Source organism: Nocardia sp. NPDC003726 (assembly GCF_053586955.1).
In genome coordinates, this window is sequence record NZ_JBSFNF010000005.1 from 327,814 (window position 1) to 342,711 (window position 14,898).

The 14,898-nt window shown below is 69.9% G+C and carries 18 protein-coding genes; 6 read left to right on the forward strand and 12 right to left on the reverse strand.

The genetic code is table 11. The annotated features are described in order from the left end of the window. Positions 1–111 precede the first annotated feature (111 nt). A complete protein-coding gene (locus ACWDMM_RS09810; RefSeq protein WP_195078829.1) occupies positions 112–735 on the reverse strand; it encodes a TIGR03085 family metal-binding protein in 624 nt (207 codons plus the stop codon). Between the two features lie 237 nt (positions 736–972). On the opposite strand from ACWDMM_RS09810, the gene ACWDMM_RS09815 reads away from it, so the two are divergent. Next, complete coding sequence (locus ACWDMM_RS09815) at positions 973–1,353, forward strand: DUF4189 domain-containing protein (protein ID WP_323124732.1); 381 nt, start codon at positions 973–975, stop codon at positions 1,351–1,353. A 29-nt stretch (positions 1,354–1,382) separates the two neighbouring features. Further along, positions 1,383–1,940 (forward strand): hypothetical protein, encoded by a 558-nt coding sequence (locus tag ACWDMM_RS09820; RefSeq protein WP_195078828.1) that lies wholly within the window; start codon positions 1,383–1,385, stop codon positions 1,938–1,940. Positions 1,941–2,003: 63 nt separating this feature from the next. On the opposite strand, the gene ACWDMM_RS09825 is transcribed toward ACWDMM_RS09820, so the two are convergent. Together ACWDMM_RS09825 and dapA are read right to left on the reverse strand one after the other, a co-directional pair. Next, complete coding sequence (locus ACWDMM_RS09825) at positions 2,004–3,971, reverse strand: ribonuclease J (protein ID WP_323124731.1); 1,968 nt, start codon at positions 3,969–3,971, stop codon at positions 2,004–2,006. After that, positions 3,968–4,876, reverse strand: coding sequence for a 4-hydroxy-tetrahydrodipicolinate synthase (gene dapA / locus ACWDMM_RS09830; protein WP_195078827.1), 909 nt, complete (start codon positions 4,874–4,876; stop codon positions 3,968–3,970). Before dapA ends, ACWDMM_RS09825 begins: the two co-directional genes overlap by 4 nt. A 148-nt stretch (positions 4,877–5,024) precedes the next feature. Here dapA and ACWDMM_RS09835 point away from each other — a divergent pair, with 148 nt between their 5' ends. Beyond that, positions 5,025–5,468: a hypothetical protein gene (locus ACWDMM_RS09835; RefSeq protein WP_195078826.1), complete on the forward strand. Its 444-nt coding sequence runs from the start codon at positions 5,025–5,027 to the stop codon at positions 5,466–5,468. Positions 5,469–5,478: 10 nt separating this feature from the next. Here the strand turns inward: ACWDMM_RS09835 and ACWDMM_RS09840 are convergent, their stop codons facing one another. The 6 genes from ACWDMM_RS09840 to ACWDMM_RS09865 all read right to left on the reverse strand — a co-directional run bounded on the left by ACWDMM_RS09840 (position 5,479) and on the right by ACWDMM_RS09865 (position 10,797). After that, positions 5,479–6,678: a winged helix-turn-helix domain-containing protein gene (locus tag ACWDMM_RS09840; RefSeq protein WP_195078825.1), complete on the reverse strand. Its 1,200-nt coding sequence runs from the start codon at positions 6,676–6,678 to the stop codon at positions 5,479–5,481. 486 nt (positions 6,679–7,164) lie between these two features. Continuing rightward, positions 7,165–8,184 carry a hypothetical protein gene (locus tag ACWDMM_RS09845; RefSeq protein WP_195078824.1) on the reverse strand — a complete coding sequence of 340 codons (1,020 nt, stop codon included), beginning with the start codon at positions 8,182–8,184 and terminating at the stop codon, positions 7,165–7,167. Beyond that, positions 8,177–9,373 (reverse strand): ATP-binding protein, encoded by a 1,197-nt coding sequence (locus ACWDMM_RS09850; protein WP_323124730.1) that lies wholly within the window; start codon positions 9,371–9,373, stop codon positions 8,177–8,179. Before ACWDMM_RS09850 ends, ACWDMM_RS09845 begins: the two co-directional genes overlap by 8 nt. Before the next feature lie 92 nt (positions 9,374–9,465). After that, positions 9,466–10,185, reverse strand: a complete 720-nt coding sequence (locus ACWDMM_RS09855; protein WP_397069162.1) for a DNA-binding response regulator — start codon at positions 10,183–10,185, stop codon at positions 9,466–9,468. Positions 10,186–10,492: 307 nt separating this feature from the next. Next, positions 10,493–10,624 (reverse strand): hypothetical protein, encoded by a 132-nt coding sequence (locus ACWDMM_RS09860; RefSeq protein ID WP_323124729.1) that lies wholly within the window; start codon positions 10,622–10,624, stop codon positions 10,493–10,495. 11 nt (positions 10,625–10,635) lie between these two features. Then, positions 10,636–10,797, reverse strand: coding sequence for a hypothetical protein (locus ACWDMM_RS09865; protein ID WP_195078821.1), 162 nt, complete (start codon positions 10,795–10,797; stop codon positions 10,636–10,638). Between the two features lie 394 nt (positions 10,798–11,191). Between ACWDMM_RS09865 and ACWDMM_RS09870 the strand changes: the two genes are divergently transcribed. The 3 genes from ACWDMM_RS09870 to ACWDMM_RS09880 are packed head-to-tail and all read left to right on the forward strand — an operon-like array spanning position 11,192 to position 12,868. Beyond that, complete coding sequence (locus ACWDMM_RS09870) at positions 11,192–11,527, forward strand: hypothetical protein (protein WP_195078820.1); 336 nt, start codon at positions 11,192–11,194, stop codon at positions 11,525–11,527. Next, on the forward strand, positions 11,502–12,029 hold the full coding sequence (locus ACWDMM_RS09875; protein ID WP_195078819.1) for a DUF6879 family protein: 528 nt from the start codon (positions 11,502–11,504) through the stop codon (positions 12,027–12,029). The genes ACWDMM_RS09870 and ACWDMM_RS09875 overlap by 26 nt, the downstream gene beginning before the upstream one ends. Next, on the forward strand, positions 12,026–12,868 hold the full coding sequence (locus ACWDMM_RS09880; RefSeq protein WP_195078818.1) for a helix-turn-helix domain-containing protein: 843 nt from the start codon (positions 12,026–12,028) through the stop codon (positions 12,866–12,868). Before ACWDMM_RS09875 ends, ACWDMM_RS09880 begins: the two co-directional genes overlap by 4 nt. A 91-nt stretch (positions 12,869–12,959) precedes the next feature. On the opposite strand, the gene ACWDMM_RS09885 is transcribed toward ACWDMM_RS09880, so the two are convergent. Genes ACWDMM_RS09885 through dapB form a run of 3 tightly spaced genes read right to left on the reverse strand, consistent with a single transcriptional unit; the run spans position 12,960 to position 14,722 of the window. Further along, the gene (locus tag ACWDMM_RS09885; RefSeq protein ID WP_195078817.1) at positions 12,960–13,412 is read right to left on the reverse strand and encodes a flavodoxin family protein; all 453 of its coding nucleotides are present in this window, start codon (positions 13,410–13,412) and stop codon (positions 12,960–12,962) included. Positions 13,413–13,440: 28 nt separating this feature from the next. Further along, the gene (locus tag ACWDMM_RS09890) at positions 13,441–13,941 is read right to left on the reverse strand and encodes a hypothetical protein (RefSeq protein WP_195078816.1); all 501 of its coding nucleotides are present in this window, start codon (positions 13,939–13,941) and stop codon (positions 13,441–13,443) included. A gap of 34 nt (positions 13,942–13,975) precedes the next feature. After that, on the reverse strand, positions 13,976–14,722 hold the full coding sequence (gene dapB, locus ACWDMM_RS09895) for a 4-hydroxy-tetrahydrodipicolinate reductase (protein ID WP_195078815.1): 747 nt from the start codon (positions 14,720–14,722) through the stop codon (positions 13,976–13,978). Positions 14,723–14,898 lie beyond the last annotated feature (176 nt).

Genomic DNA, 14,898 nt, shown 5'->3' on the forward strand with positions numbered 1-14,898 from the left:
CCAGGCTAGCCGCAATCGCCCCATCGAAACCATCCGCAACACTGGCGCCGTTGCGCCTCTAGCGGCTTTTGGCCGGTTCCGGGTTCCCCCGACGGCGCGAGAACACCAAAATCAGACCGATCGGTCCGATTCCAGGACCGTCCGGACGGCCTCGGGGGACCCGGAGGTCTCCAGCCGCACCTCGTCCCGGCCGAAGGCGTGCAACACCAGTTCCGACGGCTTGCCGGTGAGCGTGACGACGTCCTCGGACGCGGACCGTACCACCGTCCGCCTGCCGTCCGGCGTCGCCAACTCGACCGTGACCGGCACCTTGCGGTAGGCCATTCCGGCCATCTTCCGCAGCACCGACCACAGCCGGTCCTCGTCGGCGGCGGGCAGTTCGCGTGGCTGCCAATCGGGCTCGGCGCGGCGCACGTCCTCGTGGTGGACGAACATCTCCGACAGGTTGACCACCGCGTCGACCGGCCGCAGCGGCGACCACCACGGCGGACCGGTACGCACCAGCTCCAGCAGCTCGGGGAACGGCTTGCGCGCCGCCTTCGCCTGCACGCGCTCCAGATACCCCGCGAACGGCCGCAGCAGGATGCCCGGCGCGGCGTCGGGTCGTCGTTCCCGAACCACCAAGTGCGCGGCCAGGTCTCGCACGGTCCACGCACCGCAGAGCGTCCGCGCGTCCGGCCCCGCTGCCCGCATCGCCTCGACGATCCCTCGGCGCTCCCGCTGTGCCATAGTCACACCCCCGAACATACCGACCACCCGGCCACGCCGCCGCGCGGCACGACGCGCCGCGGTCACCGCAACCGCGGCGCCACTCGCCGATCCACTCGGGAGCCTCCCTCGGCGCGCGGCCGATCACGGCGTTCGCCGCTCTCCCTGCCGGGAAATCTCCGGCTAGCGTTATGAGAGTCGGCTCTGTACCTTGTCACTCGGTCCATCGGGTCGTGGGCCAATGACAAGAAGGGGCAAATCCTCGTGAAGAAGTTTGCTACCGGTGTGGCCGCGCTCGCGGCGGTCGGTGCGGCGCTGGCTGTCAGCGCGCCCGCCGCGAATGCCTACACCAACAACTACGGCGCGATCGCGCTGTCCACCTCCACCGGTTTGATCGGGTACTCCTACGACTACCCGAACTCGGCTGCCGCAGAGCAACGCGCCGTGAGCGCCTGCGGCGCGGCGGATTGCGAGTCGGTGGTCTGGTTCCGCAACGGCTGCGGCGCCGTCGCCTATTCCAGTGGCACCGGCACCTGGAGCTGGGGGTACGCCTCGTCACGGCGCAGCGCGCAGGGCCAGGCGCTGGCGCACAACGATTCCGACGCCTACATCGTGCACTGGAACTGCACGTCCAACCACGGCTGACGCCCGGACTTCGAGTCGAAGGAAACAACGTGAAGCACCGCACTTTCCGGACCACCGTGGCCGTCGTCCTCACCGCACTGGCCTGCTCGCTCACCGCCTGCGCCTCCAACGACGACTCCTCGTCCACGAGCACCAGCGCCACCCCCGGCCACGCGGCCGGTGAGTTGGAGGGCGGCTCCGGCAAGGGCGACAAGGAGGCCGGCTCCGCGCCGACCACGCCGTCCTCGCCCGCACTGCCGAAGCCCACCGTGCAGCAGCTCAACGAGCGGCTGCAGAAGGCGTTCGATCCGAACGTGCCGAACACCGAGAAGATCAGCTGGATCCAGGCCGCCGAGCAGGATCCCTATCTGGTCGCCAACCTCGTCGACGCCGCTAAGAAGCAGAAGGTCACCGTCGAGGTCACCAACGTGGGTGATCCGAAGGACGGCAAGCTGAAGGCCGACGCCAAGGTCACCATCGACGGCACCCCGGTGGACGACGCGTTCATCCAGTTCGTGTCCGAGGGCGGCCAGTGGAAGGTCGACCACACCTTCGCCTGCAACATCGTCAAGAGCGCGAAGATCGAGTCGGCGGCCTGCCAGGAGTAGGCATACCGATACGGGAAAAGCGCCGGACAGCGCAGCTGTCCGGCGCTTTCGCTGTCGATGAGGTCAGACCCCGATGACGGTCGGCACGATCATCGGACGGCGACGGTAGGTCTCGGCCACCCAGCGGCCGACCACGCGGCGCACGCCCTGCGCGATGCGATGGGTGTCGGTGACGCCCTCCCCCGCCAGCCGCAGCAGTTCGGCTTCCACCAGTTCCGCCGCGTCGAGCAGGGCGGTGGGGTCGTCGGAGAAGCCGCGTCCGCTCAGTTCCGGAGTGCTCACCGCCTTTCCGGTGGTCTCGTCAATGGCGACGGTGATCGAGATGAATCCGCCCTCGCCGAGCACCAGCCGGTCCGACAGCGTCGACTCCCCGACGTCGCCCACCGACAGTCCGTCGACGTACACATGGCCCACCGGCACCCGGCCGACGACCGAGGCGATGCCGTCGACCAGATCGACCACCACGCCGTCCTCGGCCAGCACCACCCGCTCCTGCGGCACTCCGGTCGCCACCGCCAGCGCCGCGTTCGCGCGCAGGTGGCGCCATTCGCCGTGCACCGGCATCGCATTGGTCGGCCGCACCGCGTTGTACAGGTACAGCAGCTCGCCCGCCGAAGCGTGCCCGGAGACGTGCACCTTGGCGTTCTGCTGGGTGATCACCGTGGCCCCGAGCCGGGCCAGGCCGTTGACCACCGCGAACACCGAGTTCTCGTTGCCGGGGATGAGCGAGGAGGCCAACACCACCAGGTCGTCGGGACGGATGTTGATCTGGCGGTGATCGCCGCGCGCCATGCGCGACAGCGCCGACAGCGGCTCGCCCTGCGAACCCGTGGAGATCAGCACCAGGCGGTGGCTGGGCAAGGTGGCGGCGACATCCAGGTCGACGACCACGCCCTCCGGCACGGTGAGGTAGCCCAGATCCTGGGCGATCTGCATGTTGCGGACCATCGAGCGGCCCACGAAGCACACCCGCCGCCCGTACTTCTGCGCCACGTCGACGACCTGCTGGATGCGGTGCACGTGACTGGCGAAGGAGGCGACGATGACCCGGCCGTTCGCCTTGCCGATGACCGAGTCCAGCACGCCGCCGATCTCCCGCTCCGGCGTGACGAATCCGGGCACCTCGGCGTTGGTGGAGTCCACCAGGAACAGGTCGACGCCCTCGTCACCGAGCCGGGAGAATCCGGCCAGGTCGGTGAGCCGTCCGTCCAGCGGCAGCTGGTCGAGCTTGATGTCACCGGTGTGCAGGGCGACGCCGGCGGGCGTGCGGATGGCGACCGCGAGCGCGTCGGGAATGGAGTGGTTGACGGCGAAGTACTCGCAGCCGAACGGGCCGTGCGTGGTCTGCTGCCCCTCGGTCACTTCGATCAGCTTCGGGTGCAGGCGGTGTTCCCGGCATTTCGCGGCGACCAGCGCGAGGGTGAACTTGGAGCCCACGACCGGGATGTCGGGCCGCAGCCGCAGCAGGAACGGCACCGCGCCGATGTGGTCCTCGTGTCCGTGGGTGAGCACGACGGCCACCACGTCGTCGATCCGGTCCTCGATGGGGCGGAAGTCCGGCAGGATCAGATCGACGCCCGGCTGCTGGTCCTCCGGGAACAGCACGCCGCAGTCGACGACGAGCAGTTTGCCGCCGTACTCGAAAACCGTCATGTTACGGCCGATTTCGCCGATGCCGCCGAGGGCGACCACACGCAGGCCGTTCTCGGGCAGAGCGGGCGGGGCGCCCAGCCGGTCGTGCGCGGCGATCGGATCCGCTTGCGCCGGAGGCTCTTCGGCCCGCCGTGCGCCGGACTGTCCCCGTCCGCGGCCCGCTCGACGGGACCCGGAATCCTGCCCTCTGGCCGCTCGGCGCGTCTGCGCAGGCGCTGCCGGCTGCTCGGCCGGTGCGGCGGAAACCGACGTTTCGGCCAGTGGAGGCTCGGGCAGCGCGACGGGCTCCGGCGGCGCGGCCTGCTGCGCCGGAGCGGGTGCGGGCGCTCCCGCGGGGCGGGACGCGCTGCGGCGGCGACGGGGTAGGGACTCGTTCACGACAGCACTCCGACCGCTCGCAGGTCCGCGGCCAGCGCCTCCAGCTGCTCGCCGGTCGGCATCAGCTGGGGCAGCCGCGGCTCGCCGACCTCCACTCCGAGCAGCCGCAATCCGCCCTTGCTCATCGCGACGCCGCCCAACCTGGCCATCGCGGCGTGCAGCGGCAGCAGCGTGGTGTTGATCTCGCGGGCACGCACGACCTCGCCCGCGGTGTACGCCTCCAGCAGCGCGCGCAGCCGCTCCGGCGCGAGATGCCCGATGACGCTGATGAATCCGGCCGCGCCCACCGACAGCCAGGGCAGGTTGAGCGCGTCGTCGCCGGAGTAGAACGTCAGGCCGGTGCTCGCGATGAGTTCGGCGCCCATGTTCAGGTCGCCCTTGGCGTCCTTGACCGCGACGATGCGCGGATGCTCGGCGAGCTTGCGGATGGTGTCGCTGGCGATCGGCACCACCGATCGTCCGGGGATGTCGTACAGGGTGACCGGCAGGTCGGTGGCATCCGCGACGGCGGTGAAATGCGCGACCAGTCCCTCCTGGGAGGGCCGGGAGTAGTACGGCGTCACCACGAGCAAACCGTGCGCACCCGCCCGCTGCGCGTTGCGCGCGAGTTCGATCGAATGTGCGGTGTCGTAGGTGCCCGCGCCCGCGATCACCGTCGCGCGCGTGCCGACGGCATCGACGACGGCACGCAGCAGATCCGCCTTCTCCGATTCGGTGGTGGTCGGCGATTCACCGGTGGTCCCCGAGATCGCGAGCAGGTCGACGCCGCGGTCGACCAGGCGGGCCGCCAGCGCGACCCCGGCATCGACGTCGAGCTTGCCGTCGGCACTGAAGGGGGTCACCATCGCGACACCTACCGTGCCGGACGCACGCAGCTCCGTTGGCGTCGATTCACCGTTCGTCATGGTCAGAAAGGCTACCCGGTCCGGGACACGCCCTCGACACCGTCGTCGGCGATCAGGCCGCAACAAGGACGCGAATCCATATCACCGGCAGCGGCATGATGTCATTTTGCCGCTTGCCTGATGTCATATATGACGTCAGACTGACATCATGGATTTGAACAAGTACACCAGCAGGCTCGGCGAGAACCTGCTCGCCGCCGCCGCACTCGGCGACGAGAAGACGCAGGCCACGGCCGCCGCACTGGCGGCGGCCACCGAAGGGCCGGCCCGCTTGGTGCTGCTGGCCGCACTGTCGGAGCTCGCGGCCGAGGTCAGCGCCGCGCTCGGCGACCGAACGGTGCACGTCTCGGTCGACGGCACCGACGCCTCCATCGATGTGCGCAAGAGCACGACGGGCGAGGAAGCCCCCAGCTTCGAGGAGATGACCGGAGACATCAGCAGGGTCACGCTGCGGCTGGTGGAGCAGATGAAGGCGCGTGCGGAAGAGGCTGCCGCACAGAGCGGTCAGTCCCTGAACTCGTGGCTGTCGAGCGCCGTCCACGGAGCCTTGCGCGACCAGATGCGCGGGTACGGGCCCAAACGAGACACCTGACCCGAACGCGCTACAGCAGCGCCGCGAGATTGCCGCGATCGCCGACGACGACCTCGTCCAGTTCCAGCCAGTCGGCCATCTCGCGCAGCGCGCCGCCGAGTGCGTGCGCGGTGGCGGCGGTGTCGTATCCGGGCTCGGCGAACGCGGCGGGCACCCACAACCGGCCGCTCGCGCGTTCCGCCCGCAGATCGACGCGGCCGACGAGTTCGCCGTCGAGCAGGAACGGGAAGACGTAATACCCGTGCACCCGCTTGTGTTCGGGGGTGTAGATCTCGATGCGGTAGTGGAAGTCGAATATTCGCTCGGTGCGGGCGCGGAAGAAGATGAGCGGGTCGAACGGGCACAGCAGCGCCGCGCCTTCGATGCGGCGCGGCGTGGGAGCGCCCGCCCGCAGATAAGCCGGTTTCCCCCAGCCCGCCACCTCCACCGGGATCAGCTCACCCGCGTCCACCAGATCGGCGATGGCCGGTTCGGTCTGAGTGCGCTCGAGCCGGTAGTAGTCCCGCAGGTCCGCTTCGGTGCCGATGCCGTGCGCGGTGGCGGCGCGCAGCACGAGTTCACGCACGGCGTCCGGCTCGGCCACGTCGCGGGCCAGCACCTCCGCAGGCAGCACCCGCTCGGTCAGGTCGTAGTGCCTGGCGAAGCCCACGCGCGTGGCCACCGACAACGCGCCCGCCGCGAAGAGTTGCTCGCAGATCATCTTGGTATCGCTCAGATTCCACCAGGAACCCTTCGGGCGCGGCTTGTCCAGCTCCAGGTGGCGCTCTACCTCGCCCGCGGTGGCCGGGCCCACCGCGGTGATCACGTCCAGGATGTCCTTGCCCAGGGTGGGGTTGCGCTCGACCACCTTGCGCATGCCCGACCAACGCCCGTGCTCGTATCGCCGCATTCGCCAGCGCAGCAACGGCCAGTCCTCGACCGGGATGAGCGCTGCCTCGTGCGCCCAATACTCGACGAGCGACCGGGGCTGCCGCGAGCCGTTGCTCCATGCGGCCTGATCCAGGATCGTGCGATCGTAGGGGCCGATCCGGCTGAACACCGGCGCGTAATGCGCCCGCACCACCGCCGACACCGAATCCAGCTGCAGCAGTTGCGTGCGGTCCAGCACTCCCAGCACCGTCCGCCGCGTGATCCGACCGGGCCTGCGCGCCCCGAAACCCTGGGCCGCCAATGCCGTTCGCCGCGCCGCCGCAGCACCCATCTTCCGCATGACAGGCAACGATGCCACGAGGCACCGACAGTGTCTGATTTCCAGCGCCTGCGGCGCTGGGTGTTCGCATGCTCGGTCTCGCTTCGCTCGAAACCGGTGGTTGAGGTGGTGTGGTCACGTGACGTGGCAACGGCGCGGCCCGGGAAGCATCCGTTGGCAATAGCTGGGGACCGGGTCGGGCGATCAACGTACTCGGAGGGGCCGATGCTCGGTCTCGCTCGGCTCGGCTCGGCTCGGCTCGGCTCGGCTCGGCTCGGCTCGGCTCGGCTCGGCTCGGCTCGGCTCGGCTCGGCTCGGCTCGGAAGACATGGTTGAGCCGGTGTGGTCACGTGACGTGATAACGGCCTGAGGCCAGGTCGGCCATTGGGAGTGGCTGAGAACCGGGTTGGAGCGGTCAACCTACGCGGAATGGAGCGACTCCGATGTCGCAGATGGGCCGTGGAAGCGCGCGGCAAGTTTCGTCGCGGTGGGAGCCGCGTCGGCAGGTCAGGTGGATACCGTGATCGTGCCGGTGGCGTCTATCTCGGTGCGGCGGTCGCGGTCGGACGCGGTGGCCAGGACGGTGGCCAGGATGCGGCGGCCGGTCGGGAGGATGCGGACGGTGACCGAGCCGTCGTTGGCGGCGTCCAGTTCCCTGGTGGCCGCGTCGATCACCTGCTGGCGCACCTGATGCGGGACGCCGGTGAAACCGCCGTCGTCGAGCAGGATCACCTCCACGCCGCGGGAGCGGGCGCCGCGGGCGGCGCTGCTGAGCTGGTCGGTGGCCAGCTGCGGGGCCCGCAGCCCGTCGCGGAGTTCGGCTTCCAGGAGCCTGCACTGTTCGCGCTCGGCGGCGGTGAGTTCGTCGCCATCGGCAATGCGTTCCAGGATCGGGCGAGCGACCGCGTCCAGCCGCGCCAGCTGACGGGTGCGTTCGGAGTTCTCCGCGGCCATCGCGGCCTCCGCGGCGGCGCGCATGGCCGCTTCCTCGCGCAGCAGCCGCAGCGATCGCTGGGTGGGCCGCATGATCGCCGCGAACAGGGAAACCCCGGCCACCGTGGCGACCGGCACGATCGAGCCGACGGCGACACCCACCCGCAGACCGGCCACCATGCCGACCACGGCGATCACCACGCCGATGCCGGCGACGCCGAGCCAGGCCGCGGCCAAGCGTCCGCGCAGCACCAGCACGGCCAGCACATAGGAGGCGGCGAACGCCGTCCACACCTGCTTGGACCAACCGTGCTCGACGTCGAACGACGTCAGGGCGGTGGCCAGCGGACCGGAGGCGGCGACGAATACGGTCGCCTGCCACGGCAGCGGATCGGTCGGCGCCGCCACCACCACGACTCCGGCCAGCGCCAGCACGACCAGCGCCGCGATGGCGGCTGCCACCGGCGATTCGGAGAAGTTCCTGATCATGTACAGCGCGATGGTCGCTTCGAGCACGGTCAGGAACAGCCAGGCCGCGCGGTCGCGGAGCCCGAGCAGATCGCGCAACCCGAATTCGGTTTCCTGCTCAGCCATTTCCGCCCCACACCAGCGTCACGGTCGTCCCCTCGCCCGGCTCCGACTCCACGAACCCGGCGCCACCGGCGAGCTGACGCATGCGGCCCAGGATGCTCACCGAGATGCCGAGCCGATCCACGGGCACTTCACTCAGATCGAAACCCGCGCCGTCGTCGCGGAACACCACCCGGATACCACCGGCGCTGATCGTCACCGTGACGGTCCGGCGCACCTCGCGCCCGGGGACGGTGGCGTGCCGCAGACTGTTGCGCGCGGCTTCGGCCAGCGCGGCCGCGATCGTGCTCGCGGCGTCCACCGGCAGGTGCAGATCGTCGAATCCGGCCCAGCGCCGTGTGGTGAACCGGATGCCGGGGTTCACCTCGTGCACGGCCGAACGCAGGAATCCGATGGCGGATTGCGCGTCCAAGCGGTCGGGTTCGGTCTCCGCGACCCGGCACTCGTCGAGTTGTTCCAGGGTTCGTTCGGCCTGGCGGCGCAGCACCGGGGATTCGGTCCCGGCCCGGGAAGCGTCCAGCAGCGTGGACAGCACCGCGTCGTGGATCAGCGCGGCGAATCGCGCGCGTTCCCGTTCCCTGGCTGCCGCACCGGCGACCGCCGCGGCGCGGCTGCTCTCGATCGCCGACTCACGATCCACTCGGGCCGCCGCCGCCCTGGCATAGATCACGCACCACAGGAACAGCGCGCTCAACCCGGCCGCCCTGGCGAAATCGCCGAGCAGCGCCAGGGCGGTGGTCTCCCGCAGCACGATCAGATTGACCAGTGCGCTGAACGCCGCGCCCACCACCAGGTAGGTCACGGCCAGCGGCGGCCGCCAGGCGAGCACGGCCGCGAGAACGCCCAACGCCAGCACGCGGTACAGCCACACCGAAGCCGCCTCTTCGGCATTCGGCACCGCGTACGCCAGCGGAACCACCGCCATGGCCCCGAGGAAGCTCACCGCCGCCGCACCGGCCACCCGCTGGATCACGCGCGTGCTCATCCCGACCGAGACGACCGCGAGCGCCGGGAAGAGCCCGAACGCCAGCGCCACCTCGACGGCCGTCCACCGGACGGGCACGAAACGACTCTGATCGGCGATCTCGGGCAGTTCCACGATCGCGGCGATCACGCCAGCGATGCCGATGGCGAAGCCGAACCGGCGCAGGATCCGATCGGCGGCGCCCTCGGAGGCCTTCTCCCTGGACAACGCGAGGACGCCGCGACGCCAACGGCTCGCACGTGGCCGTTCGCGTGGGAGGGAGCGAGGGTGCGACGGGGTGTCCAGCATGCTGGACGCGGTCATCCGCGCGGCTGCCGCTCTGGCACCGGGAGCCACCCGTCCTCCACCGCCCGCTTGTACAGGTCGGTCTTGGTCGGCGCCGGCCGACCGGCGTCGGCGTACTTCTGGCGGATCCGGCCGAGATAGTCGTTGACCGTCTGCTCGGACAGACCGGTCAGCCGCGCGACCCGGGAGGCCTTCTCCCCGGACGCGTACAGCGTGAGCACTTCCTCTTGGCGCGGGCTCAGGCCCACGTTCGACAATTGCGGATCGCCGTCGATGGCGGCGGCCCAGTCGGTGGTGACCACCTGTTCGCCGCTGGCCGCACGACGCACGGCGGCGACGACGGTCGGCACGTCCTCGGACTTGCGCACCACGCCGAGCACCCCGGCGCGCGCGGCGGAGCGCACCAGGAACGCGTTGTCCGCGCCGGTGAAGACCAGTACCTCGATGCCGCGGTCACGCAGGGCGCGCACGTTGTCCTCGGGCGAGGACCCGTCGGCCAGCCGCAGGTCCAGCACCACCAGATCGAGCTTCGGCGCGCCGTCGGCGGCGGCCAGCAGTTCCGGCACGGTGCCCGCGGTCAGCACCAGATCGAGATCCCTTTCCGGCGCAAGCATCGCGGCGAGACCGATCGCGACCGACTCGTGGTCCTCGACCAATCCGATCCGGCGCGGGGCGTTCTCGCTACCTTCGGCCCAGGTCACCTGGTTCTCCCATCCCGAGCTACTCGTCCACATCCCCACCGCGACAACATCGCAGACAGTATGCCGGGCAATGGCGTGCCGTGGTCAGACACCAGAATTCGGGGGATTCACGGCATGAGCCCGGCCGCGAGCGTGGCGCCCAGTTCCCAGCACCGCCGCAGGTCCTCCTTGGCGGGCGGGCCGGAGTCACCACCACGGCGGCCTGCTCCCAGCCGTCGCGGTGCCGCCCACCCCCGCTCCGCGCACCCTCGTCTACACCGGTCTCAGCTCGACGGCGCAGGCGGCCGGTGCGTCGAGGAGCGGAATGTCGAAGTACCGCGCGGCCCGGCGGCGCTGCGAGTCAGCCGCCTTCGTCCTCGATGCGCTGCCGGATCGCCTCCACCGTCCGGTCCTTCGGGAGGCGCTCTGGCCAGCAGACGACCGCGACCAGCACGGCGCCGGGCAGCGCGAAGACCAGCACCCATCCGAGCATGATCCACATCCTCAGACCTCCGAGTCTCGCACCGAGATCGGCTCCTCCTCGATGGTTTCCAGGAGGCCACGACGTGCGGCGAGCAGCAGGTCTTCGTCCACCGGGACATATGACACGGCGGCGAAGGCATTCGCCCTGTGGGCGTGGAGTTTCGCGTAATCGTCCGGGTCCATCGGCCATCCGTCCGGGTGGACGAATGACCATGACCCGTCGTCGTGCTGGAGATGGCGCGGGCCCTCGCCTTCCGGTGCGAGCCCAAGTTTCCGAGCATCTTCGTCGTCGCGTCGCGCGGATAGGTCCACGGCCGCCCCTTCCGTCGTCTAGTGGCACCCGCCGCCGGGGAGTAGTCACCGACCCCAGCACCACAGCGGGGGCAGCGTGCCGAGACTGTCGCCTCGGCATCGACCCGGCGGCGGGGCTTGAAAATGCACGCTAAGCGTGGGAAGCCCCCTTCGGATAGAAAAGTGCGCGTGAGTGCGCAAGTGTTGTCAAAGACCGAGCAACACAGAAGAATCAGCGCACAGTTGCACACTTCGGCCCGCACACGCGCCACGAGAGGACAGCACCATGAAGGTTCGATTCATCGGCGGTGAATCCGGTGGCGACGGATCGCCCCGGCTCTACGTCACCGAGACCGATCCGCCGCGCTACGCGGCGCAGGGTTGGCTGACCGACGATCCGGGCACCGTCGAGATCCCGCACAAGTTGCTGTGGTTCACCGAGCCGGGCACCTGCATATCGGGTGTGCGCGACACCGGGCACGGGACATTCCTGCTGACGGGCGAGCCTGTCACCGACCCGGAAGCGCTGGCGATCATGCAGATTCCGACCCACGAGACGGCCGTGTTGGTGCCGATCAGTCAGGAGGTGCGCCCGGATGCGCCTGCTTCACGGCGCTGCTGAGCTGCGACCGGTGTTCGCCACCGCCCAGCGTTCCGCCTTCCACCTGGAAACGCACGACGACTACGCCAGCGAGTCGGAAGCCGAGTCGCTGTCCGCCTTCCGCGCCGACGAGACCACCGACCCCGGAGGGGAATGGTTCTCGGGCTGGACCAACCACGTTGCCGCCACGGTGGCGCGCGGGGTGGAGGTGCGGCGTGCCCGTATCGTCACCGAGCCACACACGCTCTACACGCGGTATCTGCTCGCGCTGAGCCGCCACAATGTCGCGGCCGGTGAGGACATCCGCTATCTGGCACGGCACTACGCCGATCCATCCGACTCGGCCACGGAGGATTTCTGGTTGTTCGATGAGCGGGCGGTGGCGTTCTCCCTGTTCGATGCCCGCGGGTTCTGGGTGGGGGCGGCTCTGACCGACGAGCCCGTGATCGTCGCGCACGCGGTCGCGATCCGCGACCGGGTGTGGTCGGCGGCGACTCCGTTCGAGGAGTACGCGGACCGATGAATGGGGCGGCACGGGCGAAAGTGGCTCTTGGAGCACGACTTCGAGAGCTGCGCAAAGATGCGGGGCTGGACGGGCGGCAGTTGTCCACCGCTGCCGGGTGGCACTGGTCCAAGACATCCCGCATCGAGCACGGCAAGCAGATGCCGAGCGAATCGGACCTGGCGGTGTGGTGCCGGGTGTGTGACGCGAAGCTAGCGCTACCCGATCTGGTCGCGGCGTTGCGCAACGTCCGGGCGCAGTGGGCCGAGTGGCGGCGTATCACCGCGACCGGGCACACCCGCCGACAACAGCGCGGTCAAGAACTCGAATCCGAAACACGGCAGCTTCGCATCTACAACCCCACCATCGTGCCCGGCCTGCTCCAGACCGAGCCGTACGCCCGTGCGGTGCTGGCGCAGTGCATCGGATTTCTCGGCACCCTCGATGATCTGGACACCGCCGTTGCGGCACGAATGGCACGGCAGGACATCTTGCGCAGCGGCGGCACGCGGGTGGTCGTGCTGGTCCACGAGGCGGCGCTACACACCACCCTCGGAGACGACAAGGTGACCGCCGGGCAACTGCGGCACCTGCTCGACGTGGCCTTCGGGAATCCGCGCCTGGGCTTCGGCGTCGTCCCGCTGCGAGCCGGGTTCGTCTACCTCTCCGGCAGCTTCCACCTGTTCGATCGTCGGCAAGCGCTGATCGAAACCGCCAGCGCCGAACTCACCATCACCGCACCGAGTGAGCTAGAGCTATACGAACGGCTCTGGGACGGGCTACACAGCCAGGCCGTCTACGGCGACGCCGCCCGAGCGCTCATCGTGCGAGCCCTGGAGCGGCGTACGGGGGCTGCGTGAGATCTGGCGGAGCATAGAGGCGGCCTCCGACAGTTTCGGCGCGCTGCCCAGGCACAATGTGAGCCCAACTCGGCTGAAGCGACACCACTGCTCATTCCATGAGCTGGGCCGCCACTGTCGCCCCGAGCTCCCAGCACGCTTCCAGGTCGGCCTTCGATGGCTGACCCGAGACCACCACGTACTCAGCGGCTTTCACCCACCCCAGGCCGGTGGTGATCGAGGTGACGCCCTTCTCCGCACCCTCGGTGCCCTCGTTGCCGTGAAAGTACGCGCCGAACGGGCGGCCACGGGTGGAATCGAGGCAGGGGTAGTAGATGACATCCAGCCCGTGTTTGAGGGCGCCGCTCATGTACCCGAGGTTGGCCGGGGTGCCGAGCAGGTACCCGTCGGCCTCCAGCACGTCGGTCGGCGACAGGGACAGGGCCGCGCGGCGCACGACCTCCACGCCTTCGATTTCCGGATCGGTCGCGCCGGATACCACGGCCTCGAACATCGCCTGACAGTGCGGCGAGGGCGTGTGATGGATGATCAGCAACCGGGCCACTCTGCGATGGTATCGGCCCGCGCGATCGTCAGTCGGCGCCGCGCTCGTGCCGTTCCAGCGCGACCGCGCGGCGCATGGTCTCGCGGGCTCGGGTGCGGTCGCCCGCGTAGTCGTAGGCGCGGGCGAGGCGATAGGAGACGCGCCAGTTGTCCGGGTCGGCCTCCCACTCCGCCTTGACCGTCGCGAACAGCTCGTCGGCGGCCGCGCGTTCGATGCGGCCGGACGGCATGCGCGGCAGCGCGGAGGTGTCGAGTTCGAGCCCCTCGTCGTGGATGCGCCGCGCCAGGTGCTGATGCGCCAGCGCCGCGCGCACCGTGGCCACCACGATCCACACGCCGAGCAACGGCAGGATCAGCACGCCGACGCCGATCACGATCGCGGCCACCTCGCCGGAACCGATCAGGCTGAACGCGATCCGGCCCAGCAGCAGGAAGTAGAAGACGAGCACCAGGACGAGCGCCGCGATCGGCGCCACTACCTTGACGACCTCCCCGCCGCCCTTCCGGTCGTCCGGCTCCGAGCCGCTCACGGTCGCGCTCCGGCGCGGCCCGGCTGCCGGACGCTCACAGGTCGAGGAACGGGTCGAGTCCGACGGTGAGACCGGGGCGGTTCGCGATCTCCCGCACGCCGAGCAGCACACCGGGGGCGAAGGAGGAGCGGTCGATGGAGTCGTGCCGGATGGTGAGCGTCTCACCTTGCGTGCCGAACAGCACCTCCTGGTGGGCGACCAGACCGGCGAGGCGCACCGAGTGCACGCGCACCCCGTCCACGTCGGCGCCGCGCGCACCCTCCAGCTCGGTCGTCGTCGCGTCGGGGCTGCGGTCGAGGCCCGCCTTGTCCCTGGCGGCGGCGATCAGCCCCGCGGTGCGGTAGGCGGTGCCCGACGGCGCGTCCGCCTTGTTGGGGTGGTGCAGCTCGATGACCTCCACCGATTCGAAGAATCGGGCGGCCTGCTCGGCGAAACGCATGGACAGCACCGCGCCGATGGCGAAGTTGGGCGCGATCAGCACGCCGACCTCCGGGCGACCCGTCAGCCAGCCGCGTACCTCCGCCAGCCGGGCCTCGTCGAAACCGGTGGTGCCGACCACCGCGTGGATGCCGTGCTCGACCAGGAACTTCAGGTTCCCCATCACCACGTCCGGGTGGGTGAAGTCGACGACCACCTGGGTATCCGCCGCGGTGAACTGGTCGAGCGGATCGTCCTTGTCGACGGCCGCGACGAGTTCCAGATCGTCCGCCGCCGTCACCGCCGCGCAGATCGCCTGTCCGACTTTGCCCCGCGCTCCGAGCACTCCGACCCGAATGGTCACCGCACCTCCTCGTTCCGTTCCCGGTCGGGAATCAGCCTAATGGGCCGGGCCGACCGCGATCCCGCCGCCCGACGGTGACCGGCGAAGGGGCGGCAACCCGACTTCACCCCTCGACCCACGCCGGTCCGAACACAGCCGAGGCAGCCGCTCGATGAACACCGCCGGACGCAGTCCGC